20 protein-coding genes are annotated in these 17,546 nt (G+C 68.0%); 5 read left to right on the top strand and 15 right to left on the bottom strand.

The window, feature by feature from the left end:
- Positions 1–7 precede the first annotated feature (7 nt).
- The 4 genes from A5707_RS08955 to A5707_RS08940 all read right to left on the bottom strand — a co-directional run bounded on the left by A5707_RS08955 (position 8) and on the right by A5707_RS08940 (position 4,910).
- Positions 8–835 carry an acyl-ACP desaturase gene (locus A5707_RS08955; protein ID WP_065014144.1) on the bottom strand — a complete coding sequence of 276 codons (828 nt, stop codon included), beginning with the start codon at positions 833–835 and terminating at the stop codon, positions 8–10.
- A 54-nt stretch (positions 836–889) separates the two neighbouring features.
- Positions 890–2,170 carry a serine hydroxymethyltransferase gene (gene glyA, locus A5707_RS08950; RefSeq protein ID WP_065014189.1) on the bottom strand — a complete coding sequence of 427 codons (1,281 nt, stop codon included), beginning with the start codon at positions 2,168–2,170 and terminating at the stop codon, positions 890–892.
- Positions 2,171–2,266: 96 nt separating this feature from the next.
- Positions 2,267–3,694: a glycine hydroxymethyltransferase gene (locus A5707_RS08945; RefSeq protein WP_065014143.1), complete on the bottom strand. Its 1,428-nt coding sequence runs from the start codon at positions 3,692–3,694 to the stop codon at positions 2,267–2,269.
- Positions 3,695–3,698: 4 nt separating this feature from the next.
- Complete coding sequence (locus tag A5707_RS08940) at positions 3,699–4,910, bottom strand: DUF885 domain-containing protein (RefSeq protein ID WP_065014142.1); 1,212 nt, start codon at positions 4,908–4,910, stop codon at positions 3,699–3,701.
- A 43-nt stretch (positions 4,911–4,953) separates the two neighbouring features.
- Here A5707_RS08940 and coaA point away from each other — a divergent pair, with 43 nt between their 5' ends.
- Complete coding sequence (gene coaA, locus A5707_RS08935; protein WP_065014141.1) at positions 4,954–5,892, top strand: type I pantothenate kinase; 939 nt, start codon at positions 4,954–4,956, stop codon at positions 5,890–5,892.
- 150 nt (positions 5,893–6,042) lie between these two features.
- Here the strand turns inward: coaA and A5707_RS08930 are convergent, their stop codons facing one another.
- From A5707_RS08930 to A5707_RS08915, 4 genes are all read right to left on the bottom strand, one after another.
- Positions 6,043–6,462, bottom strand: a complete 420-nt coding sequence (locus A5707_RS08930) for a hypothetical protein (RefSeq protein ID WP_065014140.1) — start codon at positions 6,460–6,462, stop codon at positions 6,043–6,045.
- 127 nt (positions 6,463–6,589) lie between these two features.
- Entirely contained in the window at positions 6,590–7,942 is a 1,353-nt protein-coding gene (locus A5707_RS08925) for a hypothetical protein (protein WP_065014139.1), read from the bottom strand.
- Between the two features lie 42 nt (positions 7,943–7,984).
- Positions 7,985–8,389 (bottom strand): hypothetical protein, encoded by a 405-nt coding sequence (locus A5707_RS08920; protein ID WP_065014138.1) that lies wholly within the window; start codon positions 8,387–8,389, stop codon positions 7,985–7,987.
- Positions 8,390–8,461: 72 nt separating this feature from the next.
- Complete coding sequence (locus tag A5707_RS08915) at positions 8,462–9,253, bottom strand: (2Z,6E)-farnesyl diphosphate synthase (protein ID WP_065014137.1); 792 nt, start codon at positions 9,251–9,253, stop codon at positions 8,462–8,464.
- A gap of 62 nt (positions 9,254–9,315) precedes the next feature.
- Here A5707_RS08915 and trhA point away from each other — a divergent pair, with 62 nt between their 5' ends.
- Complete coding sequence (gene trhA, locus A5707_RS08910; protein WP_082969357.1) at positions 9,316–10,074, top strand: PAQR family membrane homeostasis protein TrhA; 759 nt, start codon at positions 9,316–9,318, stop codon at positions 10,072–10,074.
- Between the two features lie 10 nt (positions 10,075–10,084).
- Here trhA and A5707_RS08905 read toward each other — a convergent pair whose 3' ends face one another.
- The 4 genes from A5707_RS08905 to mca are packed head-to-tail and all read right to left on the bottom strand — an operon-like array spanning position 10,085 to position 13,595.
- A complete protein-coding gene (locus A5707_RS08905; protein WP_065014136.1) occupies positions 10,085–10,456 on the bottom strand; it encodes a nuclear transport factor 2 family protein in 372 nt (123 codons plus the stop codon).
- A gap of 10 nt (positions 10,457–10,466) precedes the next feature.
- On the bottom strand, positions 10,467–12,464 hold the full coding sequence (locus tag A5707_RS08900) for a thioredoxin domain-containing protein (RefSeq protein WP_419866403.1): 1,998 nt from the start codon (positions 12,462–12,464) through the stop codon (positions 10,467–10,469).
- Positions 12,448–12,726: a hypothetical protein gene (locus A5707_RS08895; RefSeq protein ID WP_065014134.1), complete on the bottom strand. Its 279-nt coding sequence runs from the start codon at positions 12,724–12,726 to the stop codon at positions 12,448–12,450. The genes A5707_RS08900 and A5707_RS08895 overlap by 17 nt, the downstream gene beginning before the upstream one ends.
- Positions 12,723–13,595 (bottom strand): mycothiol conjugate amidase Mca, encoded by an 873-nt coding sequence (gene mca, locus A5707_RS08890; RefSeq protein ID WP_065014133.1) that lies wholly within the window; start codon positions 13,593–13,595, stop codon positions 12,723–12,725. The genes A5707_RS08895 and mca overlap by 4 nt, the downstream gene beginning before the upstream one ends.
- Positions 13,596–13,687: 92 nt before the next feature.
- On the opposite strand from mca, the gene A5707_RS08885 reads away from it, so the two are divergent.
- From A5707_RS08885 to A5707_RS08875, 3 genes are all read left to right on the top strand, one after another.
- A complete protein-coding gene (locus tag A5707_RS08885; protein ID WP_065014132.1) occupies positions 13,688–14,122 on the top strand; it encodes a DUF4307 domain-containing protein in 435 nt (144 codons plus the stop codon).
- Between the two features lie 214 nt (positions 14,123–14,336).
- Positions 14,337–14,831: a transcription elongation factor GreA gene (gene greA, locus A5707_RS08880; RefSeq protein ID WP_065014131.1), complete on the top strand. Its 495-nt coding sequence runs from the start codon at positions 14,337–14,339 to the stop codon at positions 14,829–14,831.
- Between the two features lie 42 nt (positions 14,832–14,873).
- Positions 14,874–15,539, top strand: a complete 666-nt coding sequence (locus A5707_RS08875) for a GOLPH3/VPS74 family protein (protein ID WP_065014130.1) — start codon at positions 14,874–14,876, stop codon at positions 15,537–15,539.
- Here the strand turns inward: A5707_RS08875 and A5707_RS08870 are convergent.
- Genes A5707_RS08870 through A5707_RS08860 form a run of 3 tightly spaced genes read right to left on the bottom strand, consistent with a single transcriptional unit; the run spans position 15,528 to position 17,513 of the window.
- A complete protein-coding gene (locus A5707_RS08870; protein ID WP_065014129.1) occupies positions 15,528–16,682 on the bottom strand; it encodes a cystathionine gamma-synthase in 1,155 nt (384 codons plus the stop codon). The two genes, A5707_RS08875 and A5707_RS08870, sit on opposite strands and share 12 nt — an antisense overlap.
- A 28-nt stretch (positions 16,683–16,710) precedes the next feature.
- Entirely contained in the window at positions 16,711–17,139 is a 429-nt protein-coding gene (locus A5707_RS08865; RefSeq protein ID WP_232000677.1) for a DUF2752 domain-containing protein, read from the bottom strand.
- Between the two features lie 5 nt (positions 17,140–17,144).
- Positions 17,145–17,513, bottom strand: a complete 369-nt coding sequence (locus tag A5707_RS08860) for a CD225/dispanin family protein (protein ID WP_065014128.1) — start codon at positions 17,511–17,513, stop codon at positions 17,145–17,147.
- Positions 17,514–17,546 lie beyond the last annotated feature (33 nt).

Here is a 17,546-nt window from a genome sequence, read left to right as displayed (position 1 = left end):
GAAGCAATCAGCCTTGGATGAACTGCTGCAGTTCGGGCTGATCGGCCAGCCCCCACGCGGTGATGCGGTCGGAAATCACCTGCCGCCGCTGCGAGTCGCCGAAAATCCCGCTGTCGGCCATGCTTGCCACCTTGTCCTGATAGGCATCGATGTCCCCGCCGACCACCCCGAACTCGGCTGCGCGGGCGGCAATCGCGGCGATCGTCTCGTCGCGGGTGTATTCCAGGCAGTGCGCCACGATGTTGGCGAAGAACTCCTCGTGGCGTTCTTCGTCTTTGGCGATCCGCGTGATCATCCCGGCCAGCATCGGCTCTTCGATCTGCGCCGCGAGATTACGGCAGAACACCGCGTGGGCACGCTCGTGCAGCGCCATGAACACCAAGGTCTCGACTTGGCTGTAGCGATCGGCGCGGTAGCCCTTCATCACGTGCTGGACCCGGACCTCTTCATTGGCGGTCGGGTCCACTTCCCGGGTCACCACCAAGTACTCGCGCAACGCGATCGCGTGCAGATGTTCCTCGGCGGTCCACCGGCCAAGCCAGCGACCCCACCAGTCCTCGAGGATGAAGTGCTCGACGAGCTCGCGGTGATAGCCCGCCAGGTTGTCCTTGGTGATGAGCAGGATCTCGCAGGCGTCGGTGATCAGCCGCGGCAGCGACGCCTGCGACGGGTCCCAGTCACGCCCACCGAGGAAGGCGAAGTTCTCGCCCTGCTCGAACGGCACGTAGTCGTGCGCGAACCAGATGTCCTCGGTGTTCAGATGGCGGTCCAGGTTTGCCTCGACCACCGGCTCGAGTTCAAGGGTCAGTGCATTAGCTACAGGTTTCTGTGCCATAAAGTAACTGTAACCCAGGTTTACATGTTTCGTGAAATCACCGGGGACGTGTCGTCAGGAGCCGACCAGCTTCCAGTCCTCGAGTCCGTCATACAGCGGAAACGCCCGGGCCAGCCGGGTCACCCGGTCCCGCAGCGCCGGCACGTCGGCCGCATCGCCGCTGGCCAGCGCGGTGCCGATGATGTCGGCGACTTCGCTGAACTCGGCGTCGCCGAAGCCGCGAGTGGCCAGGGCGGGGGTACCGATCCGCAGCCCCGAGGTCACCATCGGCGGCCGCGGGTCGTTCGGCACCGCGTTGCGATTGACGGTGATGCCGATCTGGTGCAGCAGGTCCTCGGCCATCTGCCCGTCCAGCGGAGAGTTCCGCAGGTCGACGAGCACCAAGTGGACATCGGTGCCGCCGCTGACCACCGACACCCCGGCCTCGGCGACGTCACTCGCCAGCAACCGCTCGGCGAGGATGCGCGCTCCGGTCAGGGTGCGCTGTTGGCGCTCGGCGAACTCCGGCGTGCCGGCGACCTTGAGGGCCACCGCCTTGGCCGCGATGACGTGCATCAGCGGGCCGCCCTGCTGGCCGGGGAAGACCGCGGAGTTGATCGCCTTGGCGTAGTCCTGCTTGCCGACGATCAGCCCGGAGCGTGGGCCGCCCAGTGTCTTGTGCACGGTGGTCGACACCACCTGCGCATGCGGCACCGGCGAGGGGTGCAGGCCGGCCGCGACCAGGCCGGCGAAGTGGGCCATGTCCACCCACAGCGTCGCGTCGATTTCGTCGGCGATCGAGCGGAACGCCGCGAAGTCCAGGATTCGTGGATAGGCCGACCAGCCGGCGATGATCACCTTCGGACGAAACTCGCGGGCCTTGGCCCGTACCGCATCCATGTCGATCAGATGCGTCGCGGGGTCGACACCGTAGAAGCCGACGTCGTAGAGCTTGCCGGAGAAGTTCAGCCGCATGCCGTGGGTCAGATGACCACCGTTGGCCAGATCCAGGCCCAGCAGCCGCTCCCCCGGCGCCATCAGCGCCGCCAGCACCGCGGCGTTGGCCTGGGCGCCCGAATGTGGCTGCACGTTGGCAAATTCGGCGCCGAACAGTGCCTTCGCGCGGTCGCGGGCGATGTTCTCCACCGCGTCGACGTGTTCACATCCGCCGTAGTAGCGGCGGCCGGGCAGCCCCTCGGCGTACTTGTTGGTCAGCACGCTGCCCTGGGCCTGCAGCACCGAGCGCGGCACGAAGTTCTCCGAGGCGATCATCTCCAACGTGTCACGCTGCCGGCCGAGCTCTTTGCCCAGCAGGTCGGCGACGTCGGGGTCGACCTCGGTGAGCGGGGCGGACATCACGGACGTGGCGGTGTCGGGTGCAGCAGTCACGTCGGCCAGTCTGGCATGTGGGGCCGACGACGTGCGGGTCAAGGTGGCGCGCGTGCCCGATGGCTACAGCGTCAGCCCGGGATACAGCGGGTTGGCGGCCAACAGCTCGGCTGCCCCGGCGTGCACCCGGTCGGCAGTGCCGTCGGCCAACGTGTATTTGGCTTTCGATGTGCCCTGCGGCGTGGTGTTGGCCAGCACGTCGACGACGAGTTCGGCCACCCGGTCGAAGTCGTCGGCGCCGAACCCGCGGGTGGTCAGCGCCGGGGTGCCCAATCGGATGCCGCTGGTGTACCAGGCGCCGTTGGGGTCGGCGGGGATCGAGTTCCGATTGGTGACGACACCGGAATCCAGCAGCGCCGACTCGGCTTGCCGCCCGGTCAACCCGAACGACGTGACGTCCAGCAACACGATGTGGTTGTCGGTGCCACCGGTGACCAGCCGCGCGTCTCGCTTGAGGAACCCGTCGGCCAGCGCCTGCGCGTTGTCGGCGACCTGCTGGGCGTAGGTCTGGAACGCCGGCCGGCGGGCCTCGGCCAGGGCGACGGCCTTGGCGGCCATGACGTGGGCCAGCGGCCCGCCCAGCACCATCGGACAGCCCTTGTCGACGGCGTCGGCGTACTCCGGCTGGGCCAGGATCAGCCCGCCGCGCGGTCCGCGCAGCGATTTGTGCGTGGTGGTGGTGGTGATCTGCGCGTGCGGAACCGGGTCCTCGTCGCCGGTGAACACCTTGCCGGCCACCAGCCCGGCGAAGTGCGCCATGTCCACCATCAGGGTGGCGCCGACCTCGTCGGCAATCTGGCGCATCGTGGCGAAGTTGATTCGCCGCGGGTAGGCGGAGTATCCGGCGACCAGGACCAGCGGCTTGAACTCCCGCGCCGCCGCGGCGACCGCGTCGTAATCGAGCAGCCCGGTTTGCGGGTCGGTGCCATAGCTGCGCTGGTGGAACATCTTGCCGGAGATGTTGGGCCGAAACCCGTGGGTGAGGTGCCCGCCGGCGTCCAGCGACATGCCCAGCAGCCGCTGGTTACCGAGCTTGTGCCGCAGCGCTTCCCAGTCCGCCTCGGACAGGTTGTTGACGTGCTTGAAGCCGGCCTCGGCCAGGCCGGGCGCCTCGACCCGCGCGGCCAGGATGGCCCAGTAGGCAACGAGATTGGCGTCGATGCCCGAGTGCGGCTGCACGTAGGCGTACGGCGCGCCAAACAGTTCGCGGGCGTGCTCGGCGGCCACGCTCTCGACCGTGTCGACGTTTTGGCAGCCGGCGTAGAAGCGGTGCCCGATGGTGCCCTCGGCGTATTTGTCCGACAGCCAGCTGCCCATGGTGAGCAGCACCGCCGGCGACGCGTAGTTTTCGCTGGCGATCAGCTTCAGCGAATCACGTTGGTCGGCAAGCTCTTTGCGGGTGGCGGCGGCGATGCGAGGTTCGACGGACTCGACGACCTGCAGGGCAGCGCGGTAGGCGGCGCTCGCGGTGTCGGCGTATTCGGCGTCCATAGGGTCAGCCTAAGCGCAGGGCCGACGGGATCAGCGGCTCGTCGAGCAGCCGGCCGAACCGTTCGATGAGGCTGACACCGGCCGGCCGGTCATCTAGCCAACTGCGCAGCAATCGATATCCCTCGACGTAGGTGCTGGTGTAGGCGCGCCACAGCGGGGAGGACAGGAAGCGCAGCATCTGCCGGGCGCGGGTGTCGTTGACCAGCAGCCAGCGCCGCAGGAAATCGGCTACCTCGTCGACGTCGCGGTGCTCGTCGTGCAGCATCAGTGCCGCGTCCTGGCGAACACCGGCCAGCGCCGCCGTCGCCTCCGACACCGCCTCGGCCCGGTCGCCGTCGAAGCGCAGACCTAAGTCGGCGTAGATCTCGGCGGCCCAGCCGCCCCACCCGGCGCCGACCGCGACGTGCAGGGCCAGATCGGCCAGGCCCTCGGCGATCAGGCACTGCGGGGTGTTGACCAAAAAAATGGTCTGCTCGGCCTGCCCCAGCCGGTTGACCAGCCCGGCTTCTTTGCGGCAGTGCTCGGTGTGGTGTCCCGGGTAGGACTCGTGGGCGACCAGCCGCGGCAGGTTGGACATCAGTTGTTTGAGGTCGGCGTTGACGGCCACCGTCGAGCGGTAGCCGCCCAGGTAGTAGTTGAATCCCGACCACGGCTTGTCGGTGACCACCTGGTAGTCGACGGTTTCGGTGTCGGGCAGCGGATACTCGCTGCGCACCCGGTCGCGCAGCGCGCTGGAGAACGCGTCGATGCACTCGGCCAGCCGCTGCGGCGGGATCTCTTCGGCGCTGCGGTGAGCGGCCATCCGGTCGGCCAGAGGGCCACTGCCGCCCAGCACCTCGTCGAGCCGGGCGTGCGCCTGCCGGTAGCTGTCGGGGTCACCCTTGGCGATGTCGACGTCGAAGTAGTCGCGCACCTCCTGCACGAAGCCGATGTCCTGCCCGGCGAATTTCCGACCGGCGCAGGCCAGCGCGCGCAGATGCGCGCCGAGGTAGTCGGCGCGAGCTTGGTCAAACCCGTTGCGACGCGGGGTGTCTGGCAGAGCCGCCAGCAGCCGCTCGGCTTGCCTTACCAGGTCGGCCGGGTCGGGCGCCGGTTCGTTGGCCACCTCGTGACGCAGCGCGGGATCGCCGGTGAATGCGTCGACGTAGCCGGCCTCGACGCGGTCGAAGCGCAACCCCAGCAACAGGTACTCACGGATCAGCGTGGCGGGCTCCATACCGGTTAACGCTATCCGCGTCGCCCCTGCAAGACTGACACCCATGCCGCGGCTGAGCGAGCCGAGCCCCTATGTGGAGTTCGACCGACGTCAGTGGCGTGCGTTGCGTATGTCCACGCCGCTGCCGCTGACCGAAGAAGAAGTGGTCGCGCTGCGTGGTCTGGGCGAGCAAGTCGACCTGCTGGAAGTCGAAGAGGTCTACCTGCCGCTGGCCCGGTTGTTGCACCTGCAGGTTGCCGCCCGGCAGCGGCTGTTCGCCGCAACCGCCGAGTTCCTCGGTGAGCCGCAGCAAAACCCGGACCGGCCGGTGCCCTTCATCATCGGGGTGGCCGGCAGCGTGGCGGTCGGCAAGTCGACCACCGCCCGCCTGCTGCAGGCGCTGTTGGCCCGCTGGGATCACCACCCGCGGGTGGACCTGGTCACCACCGACGGCTTCCTCTATCCGAACGCCGAGCTCGAGCGGCGGAACCTCATGCACCGCAAGGGCTTCCCGGAAAGCTACGACAGGCGCGCGCTGATGCGCTTCGTCACCTCGGTGAAGTCGGGTTCGGAGTACGCATGTGCGCCGGTCTATTCGCACCTGCACTACGACATCGTGCGCGGCGCCAAACACGTGGTGCGCCACCCCGACATCCTGATCCTCGAGGGCCTCAACGTGTTGCAGACCGGGCCGACGCTGATGGTGTCGGACCTGTTCGATTTCTCGCTGTATGTCGATGCCCGGATCGAGGACATCGAGCAGTGGTACGTGTCGCGGTTCTTGGCGATGCGCTCGACGGCCTTCGCCAACCCGGCTTCGCACTTCCACCACTACTCCGCGCTGAACGACCAGCAGGCCGTCGTCGCCGCCCGCGACATCTGGCGCTCCATCAACCGGCCCAACCTGGTCGAAAACATCCTGCCCACCCGGCCGCGAGCCACCCTGGTGCTGCGCAAAGACGCCGATCACTCCATCAACCGGCTGCGGCTGCGCAAGCTGTAATCCCCGTGAGCGCCGAACGTCGAGTTGTCGGGCGAAAATCGTGGATTTTCCACAACAACTCGACGCTCGGCACGATTGGGACATGAGCCGGTGCGGGGCCGCGCACCGTAAACCTCGAACGGCGGCGCCCCGCACCGACACCGGAGGGAGTCACGCCGACAGGCGGCGCACTCCGAGGTATTGCAGATAACCGAAGAACGCGGTGTACACCCCGCTGGCCAACGTTGCGGCGACACCGGTGGCAGTCAACGGCAGCCAGTCGGACGCCACGACAGCGACGGCCGCCAGCGTGTACACGATGTTGGCGATCGCGACCCCGATTCCGGCGCGGCGCAGGTTCGGCAATGCCGCCACGCTGAACACCACCAGCCCGTAGAGGACGAAGAAGGCGCCCAGCGCGTACTCCTGCACAGAGCTCAGTCCGGTCAGCGACGAAATCGGGTCGGCGGCAACAGCGACGGCCAGGCCCGCCAGCCCGGTCAGCGTGGCGTCGGCGCGCATGGCGAACCGCAACAGCGAGTCGGTCGAGTCGGCAAAGGGGCGGGTAGGTAGTCCGGTAACGGCGGTCATGTCAGAACTCCTCGGGGTGGTGGGTCGAACACCTCTGAGCGTGCCGCTCGGCGACTGCCAGATCGACGCGAGACACTGCCAAGTGATGCCACGCGCAGGTCAACCCGGTTTCGACGGCCGGGATTCCCTAGCTCGAAACCGGCACCCGCCCACGCAGGTCGGCGGCGATCAGCCGGGCGGCGGCGTTTTGCCAGTTATGCAGCGACCGCTGCGGCACTTCGGTGACGAACCACTGCCAGGCTTGCCGGGCCGTCGGATCCAGGCCGGCGGCGGTGGCGTTCTGCGCGTAGGCGCGTACGCCGACGACATACGGGAAATACAGCGCGTTGTAGTAGCGCCACTGCTCGGTAGTACCGAAGTCGCCGCCATCGCGCGGCTTAAGCGCCGTGATGCGATCGGCCAGCAACGCCTTGAGTTCGATGGCCCGCTCCAGCGGCTGGTCGGGCGCCCCGCGGGCGGACAGTCGCTCGTCGATGGTGGGCAGCGCGGTCAGCGGGCTGGCGACCAGCTTGGACAGGTCGCCGTAGTGCCCCAGCGCGCGCCGGGTGAGCCGGACGAATGTGTCGTCGTCGAAGCGGTCCAGCGGATCGTCCGAGCGCAGCGGCAACGCGGATTCGGTGCGGCGCAACGTCGCCCGGTCGGCGCGCAGCGTCGGCGAACGCGAGAAAGCGAGCCGGTCCAGCAACCCCGCCAGCGGGTCGGCAAGCACCTGCACGTCGATTGCGATTGCCAAGCTGGTGAATAGCAGCACCATCAGCGCGGTCTGCTGACTTGTCAACGCGATCCCGATTAGCACCTGACCGCCGAACAGCACCGCCACCGCGACGCTGCCCCAAAACGAGCGCAGCATGTCGGCCCGCAGCGCCTGGCCCTCGTCGAAGGCGTCCCACAACGCCACTGCCACACCGAGCGCCAGCACGTCGCATCCCGTCGACGCCAGGGCCAGCCAGCTGGGCAACAAGCCCAGCGGAATGATCAGGATGGCGTTGCTCAGCGCGAAGAACAGCGTCGCGACGACGACCAGCCCGGCCACCGGGACCGGTTTGGCGGGCCGAACCACCAACGCCTTGACCATTGCGCCGAGTGTGGAGAGCGAGATCACCGCAAACATCACCCAGTGGCCGGACCGCACCGGCCCGTCGACGCTGCCGGCCATCGTCGCGCCGACCAGTACGGCGGCCGCAACCCCGCCGACCAGGAGCAACTCGCGGGCGCGGCTAGACCAGTGGTCGCACGGTCGCGCCAACTCCAGCAGCACCGCGAACCACGCCACGCCGGGAACAGCCGCCAAGTAGATCTCGATCTGGCTGAGCAAGCCGCTGTGCGCCGTCAGCCGCACCGCGTCCAGCGCCACGACGGCCGCGAAGCCACACAGTCCCGTCGACGCCAACACCAGCGCGGGCTTGCGCGGGTCACGGACCAGCAGGTACGCGCCCAGCCACCAGCTCAGCGCGAACACCACCGCAGACAGCGCAGCCATGGATCAAGTGTGGCACGCGCAACACGCGGTCACCGCGCGTGTTCAGCGCGAAGTGTTCAGCTGCCAGCCGCCGAGCACAATCGCGATCACGCCGGCGGCGACGAGCGCCCAGTTCCCCGACTCACTGAGCGGCAACCAGCCATACCACGCCGTCACCCACACGACCGGGGCGAAGATGAGGTTGAACACCCCGAATCCCCGCACCAGGCGACGCGGAATCGGGCGCATCCGGTTCAGCCAGAACAGCAAGCCGACACCGCCGACGAGAAACGACAGCCCACCGGCAAGCAACGCCGGGTGCGGCACGCTCCACCAGTCACCGAGCGGACCAGATAACGCGGCGACGATCGCGCCGGCGAGGCTCCAGAAGGCCAGATCGGCAAAGATCGATCGCCAGCGGCCGTCATCGGTTTGGTTGCGACTACTTGAAATTATCTCGCGGGTCATGTGCCGATGGTGCGGCCGCAAGCAGTGCCAACTCCAGGCACGGCGCTGCCAAACGCTGCCAGGTGCACTGCGCTAGCCGCCGTAGCGGCGGTGGCGCTGGCTGTAGTCGCGCAGCGCGCGCAGGAAGTCGACCCGGCGAAATGCCGGCCAGTGCGCCTCGGTGAACCACATCTCCGAGTAGGCGCTCTGCCACAGCAGGAAACCCGACAGCCGCTGCTCCCCCGACGTCCGGATGACCAGATCGGGGTCGGGTTGCCCGGAGGTGTACAGGTTCTCCGAGATCGCGTCGACGGTGACCGCCTCGACGAGTTCCTCGGCGCTGGCTCCGTTGGCGAGTTCCTTGTTCAACAGGCCGCGCACCGCGTCGGCGATCTCCTGGCGGCCGCCGTAACCGACCGCCACGTTGACATGAAACCCGCCGTTCTTCTCGCGAGTGGACTCGACGGCCTCGCGGAGCCGCCGGGCGGGCTCTTCGCCGACCAACTCCAAGTCTCCGACCGTGCGCACACTCCACTGGTTGACCGGGGCGCACAGCTCCTCGACCACATCGGTGATGATCTCGATGAGCGCGGCCAGCTCGTCGGGATCGCGTTGCAGGTTCTCGGTCGACAGCAGATAGACGGTGGCCATTTCGATGCCGGCTTCCTGGCACCAGCGCAGCATTTCGGCGATCTTGACCGCGCCCATCCGGTAGCCGTAGCTGACATCGTCGTAGCCGGCGCTGCGCGCCCAGCGCCGGTTCCCGTCGCACAGCACCGCGATGTGGCGGGGCAGCGCGGACCGGGAAGCAGCCAGGCCCTGCCGCAGCCGCAATTCATAGATGCGATACAGCGGTTCCTTGAGCCGTGGCGGGATGATGTCCACGAACAACCAGATTACTGTGAGGGGCAATGGTCACCGACGATCCCGGCTCGAGCCGGGCAGGGATGCTGAGCCAGACCGACGGCGCTTCGCGATCCGATCAGTCCGGGCCGATGGCTGCTGTCCGGGAAGTCGCCGACGAGATCGTCGAGGGCACTGCTCAAGCCCTGGTGAAGCCCCGGATGCGCGGCTGGATCCACTTCTACTCGGCCTGGTTGGCGCTCATCTGCGGCGCAGCGCTGGTCTCGGTGTCATGGGCGGCCGAATCGCGTCGCGCCGGCCACGCGACTTTGATCTACGCCGCCGCCACGGTGGCGATGTTCGCCGTCAGCGCCACCTATCACCGGGTCCAGTGGAAATCGGTGACTGCCCGCAAGCGGATGAAGCGGCTCGACCACTCGATGATCTTCGTGTTCATCGCCGGCAGCTATACACCGTTCGCGAGGCTGGCCATGCCGCATGACACCGGGGTGCTGGTGCTGTGGATCGTGTGGGGCGGGGCAGCGGCGGGGATCTTGCTGAAGATGTGCTGGCCTACGGCGCCACGCTGGGTCGGCGTGCCGCTTTACCTGCTGTTGGGCTGGGTGGCGGTGTGGTTCGCTCCGACAATCGTGCACACCGCCGGGGTCGCCGCGATGGTGTTGCTGGCCGTCGGCGGCGTGCTATACAGCGTCGGCGGCGTGCTGTATGGACTGCGGTGGCCCGACCCGTGGCCGGCCACGTTCGGCTACCACGAGTTCTTCCACGGCTTCACCGCGCTGGCCGCGATCTGCCACTACATCGCCATGTGGTTTGCGGTGTTCTACGTCGGCCACCCGCTATAGCGGTGTGCCGCTATAGCTGCGTGACGTTCTCCGGCGACCAATAGGCCTTCATCGCGGCCACCTTGCCGTCGTCGTCGAACACCATCACGTCGATCGGCTCGATCACCATCCGGCTGTCGCCGTATGCCACCGTCAGCTTGAACTGGAAGGCCGCCTCGTTACCGGCCACCCGCAGTGTCACCAGCTCGCAGTCCCGTTCGCCGGATTCCAACGCCGCATAGAAGCCGCGGATCGCCTGCCGGCCGATGTGCACCTCACCGCCGACCGGGTCTTCGACGGTGGCGTCGTCGGCGTACAGCTCGACGATGTCGTCGGCGCTGCCCTTGGCGACCAGGCTGATGTAGCGGTTGACGGTGTCGGCGATGGTTTCAGCACTCGGCATGTCAGGCACGCTACCGGGCGAGCGCGGCAGCCAGGTCCTCGGTAGTGGTGACCGGCATGTCGCACACCCGGCCGCGGCACACGTAGGCGGCGTCGGCGCCGCCGACCCGGTCACGTCCGGCCAGTAGTTCAGACGAGTCGACGGCCCCGCCGACCACGATCGCCCCGCCCGGTGCGAGTCTGCGCGCATCGGCCAGCAACGACGATTCCGCCCCGTCGGTGGCCACCGCGATCTGCAGCGGGCCGCGGACCGCGGCTTCGGCGACCGCCAGCCAATGGCCGGCCGAACGCGGCGCCCCGGCCAGTAACGGCGAATGCGCCAACAGCGCGTCGGCCGCCGCCTCTCGGTAGCGATCGGCGCGGTCAGCGCCGACCAGATGCGCGGCGGTCAGCAGCGCCTCGGCGATCGTGGCGGCGCCGGAGGGCGTCGCCCCGTCCAGCGGGTCGGCGGGCCGGTACATCAGTTCCTCGGCGTCGTCGGCGGTGTCGAACCAGCGGCCCGGCCGGTCGGGGTCGGCGAAGCGCGCCAGCGCGATGTCGAGCAGTTCGGTGGCAGTAGCCAGCCAGCCGTTCTCGGCGGTCAGCTGGTAGAGCGCCAACAACCCAGTAGCCAGCGCCGCATGGTCTTCCAGGATGGCCGCGGGGTCGCCAACCTCGCCGCCCAGGCTGGCGCGACGCAGCCGGCCGTCGACCATATGCAGGTCCACCATCGCCGTCGCGCATCGTCGGGCAGCAGACAGCAACTCCGGATCATCAAGGGCCACACTGGCTTCCGCCAAGGCGGTGATCGCCAACCCGTTCCAGGCGGTGACGATTTTGTCGTCGCGGTCGGGCTGAGCCCGGGTCAGCCGCGCGGCCAGCAGCACGGTGCGGACCCGGTCGAGGCGATCGACGTCGTCGGGGTCATTGCGCAACTGCAGCACCGACGTGGCCTCCTCGAACGTGCCGGTGTCCGTGACGCCGAATAATGAAGCGGCCCAGCGCCCGTCGTCGTCACCCAACACTTCGCGCAACTGGGCGGGCGTCCACACGTAGGTCGAGCCTTCCCGGCCCGCGGCGTCGGCGTCCAGCGACGAGGCGAACATGTCACCGGCACTCAAGTCGTCGACGATGAACCGCGCGGTCTGGCCGGCCACCCGGCGCGCCAACGGGTCGCCGGTGCGACGAGCCAAGTGGGCATAGGCGCGCAGCAGCAGCGCGTTGTCGTAGAGCATTTTCTCGAAATGCGGTACCACCCAAGCATCGTCGACGCTGTAGCGGGCGAATCCGCCGGCCAGCTGATCGTAGATTCCGCCCCGGGCCATCGCGACGGCAGCGCGCTCCACCACGCCGAGCGCCTCAGCCGACCCGGTGCGCTCGTGATGCCGCAGCAGCGCCTCCAACAGCGCCGACGGCGGGAACTTCGGCGCGCGACCGAATCCGCCGCGGACGGGATCTTCGTCGCTCAGCACGGCGGCGACGGCCTGATCGCACAGCGATGGCTTGACGTCCGGACCGCCGCCCGGCATCCCCGAAGCCATCGACCGCAACTCGCCGGCGATATGGTCAGAGGCCTGCTCGACTTCGTCGCGGCGTGTCCGCCAGGTGTTGACGACAGCCGAAAGTAGTTCCAGGAACGCTGATTTCGGATAGTAAGTGCCGCAGAAAAACGGCCGTCCGTCTGGCGTGAGGAAGCACGTCATGGGCCAGCCGCCCTGCCCGGTGAGCGCGACGGTGGCGTTCATGTAGATGGCGTCGATGTCGGGCCGTTCCTCGCGATCCACTTTCACGCAGACGAATCCCGCGTTCATCACCGCGGCGACGCCGTCGTCCTCGAAGGACTCATGGGCCATGACATGACACCAGTGGCATGCGGCGTAGCCGACCGACAGCAGGATCGGCACATCGCGTTCGGCGGCCTCCGCCAGCGCCTGCGGCGTCCACTGCTGCCAGTGCACCGGGTTGTCGGCATGCTGACGCAGATATGGGCTGGCCGCGTCGCCCAGCGTGTTGCTACTCGTCGGGTTCACGCGGCGACCCGTCGCGATCGGCCGGCGCATCGACGCCGACCGTCCCCTCGTCGGCGGCCTGGTCCGGCTCCGGGTGCTGCGGGTCGAACGACTCGGGGACCTTCTTCAGTTGCCGATTCATCGAACGCACCAGCAAAAAGGTTCCGAGCAGGAGCAGCACGATCACCAGCAGGCCGAACGGGCTGGCCTTGCCGAAATCCGGTCCGGTGTTGCGGGGTGCGTCGTCAGCCAGAAACGTCACCACGTCGAAAAGCTCAATCACTGGTCGGTCTCGATTCCTGCGAACAGATCGGTCTCGGGAAGACGCACCGGCACCCGGGCGCGGGCCAGCTCGAATTCCTCAGTCGGCCACAGCCGCTGCTGCCACTCGATCGGCGCGGCGAAGAAATCGCCGTCGGGATCGATCTGGGTGGCGTGGGCGCGCAGCGCGTCGTCACGCTGGCTGAAATACGCCGAGCACTCCACGCGCGTCGTCACCCGGTCGGCGAAGACGTCGTGTTTGGGGTCCCAGTGCGCCAGCCATTTTCCGAACGGGCCCTGCTGGCCGTGCTTGGCGAACTCGTCCTGCAGCAACTGCATGCGCTGACGCAGGAAGCCGTGGTTGTAGTAGAGCTTGGGCACCGTCCACACCTCACCGGCCGCCGGGAACCGGCGGTAATCGCCGGCCGCCTCGAACGCCGCCACCGAAACCTGATGACAGCGGATGTGGTCGGGATGCGGGTAGCCCCCGTTTTCGTCGTAGGTCGTCATGACATGCGGCCGGAACTCGCGTATCACCCGCACCAGCGCCTCGGTGCACGTCTCCAGCGGTGCCAGCGCAAAGCAATCCTGCGGCAGCGGTGGCGGTGGGTCGCCCTTGGGCAGCCCGGAGTCGATGAAACCGAGCCAGGTGTGCTCGACGCCGAGAATCTCGGCGGCCTTGGCCATCTCGTCGCGGCGGATGTCGGCGATGCGTCCGTGCACTTCCGGCAGATCCATGGCGGGGTTGAGGATGTCGCCGCGTTCCCCGCCGGTCAACGTCACCACCAGCACGCGGTGCCCCTCGTCGGCGTAGCGGGCAAGGGTGGCGGCGCCCTTACTGGACTCGTCGTCCGGGTGGGCGTGCACCGCCATCAACCGCAGTTCGCTCACGTGCTCCCTGTCCGTGCGTTGTCGGGTCGATACCCTAATAGTTCCATCCTGGCGGTCCGGGTCCGAAACCGACTGAAGAGATGCGCACAACAATGAGCCAACCTCCGCTGGTGCCTCCGGAGAGCCGCTACGGGCGTGCCCCGCTGTCGGCCGCTTCGCGGCGTCGCATCGTGATCGCGCTGGGGCTGCTGGTGGTCGCCGCCGGCATCATCGTCGCGGTCGTCGCCTACCAGCGGCTGGGCACCGGCGACGTGAAGGGCACGCTGGCCGGCTACCGGCTGATCGACGACGAGACGGTGTCGGTGACGATCAGCGTGACGCGGTCGGATCCGTCGCGTCCGGTCGACTGCATCGTGCGAGTCCGGGCCAAAGACGGCAGCGAGACGGGCCGGCGCGAGGTCCTGGTCCCGCCGTCGCAGGCGGCGACGGTCCAAGTCACCACGATCGTGAAGTCCAGCAAGCCACCCGTGATGGGCGACGTCTACGGGTGCGGCACGAATGTGCCCGGCTACCTGCGCAGTTCCTGACCGTAAGGCCGCCCGGACGAAGGCCGAACTGCGAAAACATGCTCGCCGGGAGGCTGCGCGGTGCTACCATGTTTGGGTGCACGGTTCCTGCTGGAACCGTGTATTGCTGCATTAGCGGGTATACGCAGCTATATAGCCGTAGTACACGCGGGGGAACCGCAGGTGCGCAGGCACGCGATTATCGCGCAACCGACACCACAAGGAGCACGACGAGATGACGGACACCCAGGTGACCTGGTTGACCCAAGAGTCACACGACCGACTCAAGGCCGAACTCGACCAGTTGATCGCAAATCGTCCGATCATCGCCGCGGAAATCAACGACCGCCGCGAGGAGGGTGACCTGCGGGAAAACGGCGGCTATCACGCGGCGCGCGAGGAACAGGGCCAACAGGAGGCCCGGATCCGGCAGTTGCAGGACCTGCTGAACAACGCCAAGGTGGGCGAGGCCCCCACGCAGTCAGGTGTCGCGCTGCCCGGCTCGGTCGTGACGGTCTACTACGGCGACGACAAGTCGGAGACCGAGACGTTTCTGATCGCCACCCGGGGTGAGGGCATCAACGACGGTGACCTCGAGGTGTACTCGCCGAACTCACCGCTGGGCGGCGCGCTGATCGACGCCAAGGAAGGCGAAACCCGCAGCTACACCGTGCCCAACGGCAACACCGTCAAAGTCACGCTGGTCAGCGCCAAGCCGTACCACTCCTAGTCACCGCACCGGTGGGGGAATAAGGCCCGCTCAAGCCTGCTGATGGCGCGGATCGCCGAAGATCTACTTCTGCTGCTACTCGACAATGCGTCGGCGCAGCCGGGGCTGGATCGAGCATGCCGCGAACGCGTGCTGACCGCGGCGACGCTGCTGGACTTGGCGCACGCCTGCCGTATTCGGCCGGCGGTCGACAGCGAGCCGGTCGAAGCGGGACGCCTGGTCGTGCTGAGCGGACCCGATCCTGCCGATCCCGTGTTGGCGCCCGCGCTACAGCTGCTCGGGCGCCGGCCGATGAGCCCGGCCGCCGCGATCACCAAGCTGCGCCGCATCACCCCCGGCGCGCTATTGGCGCAGCTCGAATGCATCGGCCAGATTCGCCAGGTTCGGTTGCAGGGCAACGGATTCAAGCGCTCCTACGCCTGGCCGTTGACCGACCGGACCCGGGTGTCGCAGGCCCGCGCGGCGCTGATCGGGGCACTGTTCGACGACGACAACCCGGACCCGACGACGGCGACGATCATCTCGCTGCTACACACGGTCGACGGTCTGGGTGCGGTGTTCAGCCTCAACGACCGGGGCTGGGAATGGGTGCGCAGCCGGGCCGGTGATATCGCCAGCGGCGGCTGGGTCGGCGAGTCGGAGCCCGAACTCGCCGAAGTCAACCTGGCGGTGACGACGGCGGCGGTTCGTCACGCGTTAGTCGGCTAGCGCCTGCTCGAGGTCGGCCAGGAGGTCGGCAACGTCCTCGATACCCACCGACAGGCGCACCAGGTCTTCGGGGACCTCCAACTGCGAGCCGGCCGTCGACGCGTGGGTCATCGCGCCCGGATGCTCGATCAACGATTCGACCCCGCCGAGCGACTCCGCCAGGATGAACACTTCGGTGTTGGCGCACAGGCTTTCGGCGGCGGCCCGGCCCCCGCGCATCCGGACCGACACCATGCCGCCGAAGCCGCTCATCTGCCGCGCTGCGACGTCATGGCCGGGGTGGGTGGGCAGGCCGGGATACAGCACATCGCCGACGGCTGGATGACCACCGAGGAATTCGGCCACCGCGGCGGCGTTTTCGCTGTGTCGCTGCATGCGCAGCACCAGCGTCTTGAGGCCACGGATGGTCAGGTAGGCGTCGAACGGCCCCGGCACCGCGCCGGCGCCGTTCTGCAGAAAGCCGAACGCGACGTCGAGCTCCTCGTCATTGGTGACCAGCGCCCCGCCCACCACGTCGGAGTGCCCGCCGATGTATTTGGTGGTCGAGTGCAACACGACGTCGGCACCGAGCGTCAGCGGCTGCTGCAGTGCTGGTGACGCAAACGTGTTGTCCACCAACACTTTCACCGATCGACTGCGGGCCAACTCGCCGATCGCGGCGATGTCGGCGATCGACAGCAGCGGATTGGTCGGTGTTTCCACCCAGATCAACGTGGTGTCTGACGTGATCGCGGCGCGCACCGCGTCGAGGTCGGACAAGCCGACGGGCGTGTACGCCACGCCCCACTGGGTGAACACCTTGTCGATCAACCGGAACGTGCCGCCGTAGGCGTCGTCGGGGATGACGACGTGATCGCCGGGACGCAATAGCGCGCGCAGGGCACAGTCGCTGGCGGCCATGCCGGAGCTGAATGCCCGGCCGAACCGGCCCTCTTCGACGGCGGCCAACGACGCTTCCAGCGCGGCCCGGGTCGGGTTGCCGGAGCGGGCGTATTCGAATCCGCCGCGCAGCTTGCCGACGCCGTCCTGGGCGAAGGTGCTGGCGGTGTAGATCGGCGGATTGACCGCGCCCGTCGACGGGTCGGTGTGGTAACCGGCGTGGATGGCCTTGGTTGCAAGCCCGGGGCGGCGCTGTTCACTCATCGCCGACCAGCCTAACGAGACGGCGCCGTTACACCCGAAGCGCGGGGAACGGTCCGAACGGAAGGTTGCGCACCACGAACCAGACCGACACCAACACCAACGTCGCCGACGCCGCCCAGCGATAACGCTGCCAGCTCCAGACCCGGCGACCGGTGACGCGCCCATAGGTCCATGCCGCGTACGCCCGACCCAGTAGCACCGTCGCCGCCAGGGCCAACGCGTTGAATCTGGCCGCTGCCAGCAGGTCGCCGTGCAGCAGCGCGTACACCATCCGCAACGTGCCGCATCCGGGACAGTCGATGCCGAGCAGCAGTTTGGTCGGGCACACCGGCAGCGGGCCGCCGGGCGTGGTCGGGTCCGCCCACCACACCGCCGCGCACGCTAACACCGCCGCTGCAGCTACCCCGAGGGGTGCACCGAGGCGGTGCAAAGTCGGCGTGCGCCGACCCTGCTGCAGCTGGGTCAAGAGGTGCCGGCTGAGAACGACACGACGTTGAACGCCAGCGCGATGATGATGACGATCACCCCGGCGACGGCCGACCAGATCGCCCACTTCTTGGCGTCCTGGGATGCCTGGTGCGCTTCGGCGTATCTGCCCTGCGCCCACAAACCCGACACCTGGCTGGATTTTACGATCGAGACAATGCCCAGCGGCAGGCAGCACAGCACGGTCGACAAGATGGCCCAGACGAGATAGGTGTCGGGCTGCGACGAGTAACCGGGTGGCCCCTGCGGCGGGTAGCCGCCGGAACCGGGCGGCGGTGGCGGTGGGTATCCCCCGGGAGGCGGCGGCGGGTAATTGCCCGGCGGACCAGGCGGTTGTTCGGTCATCGGCGCCTTCCTCGATAGGGACTGGGTGTGGCG

The sequence above is a fragment of the Mycobacterium kyorinense genome (genome assembly GCF_001672775.1).
Classification (GTDB): domain Bacteria; phylum Actinomycetota; class Actinomycetes; order Mycobacteriales; family Mycobacteriaceae; genus Mycobacterium; species Mycobacterium kyorinense_A.
Note: the sequence above shows the minus strand (reverse complement) of the source record. Positions and strands in the feature narration are given on the sequence as shown.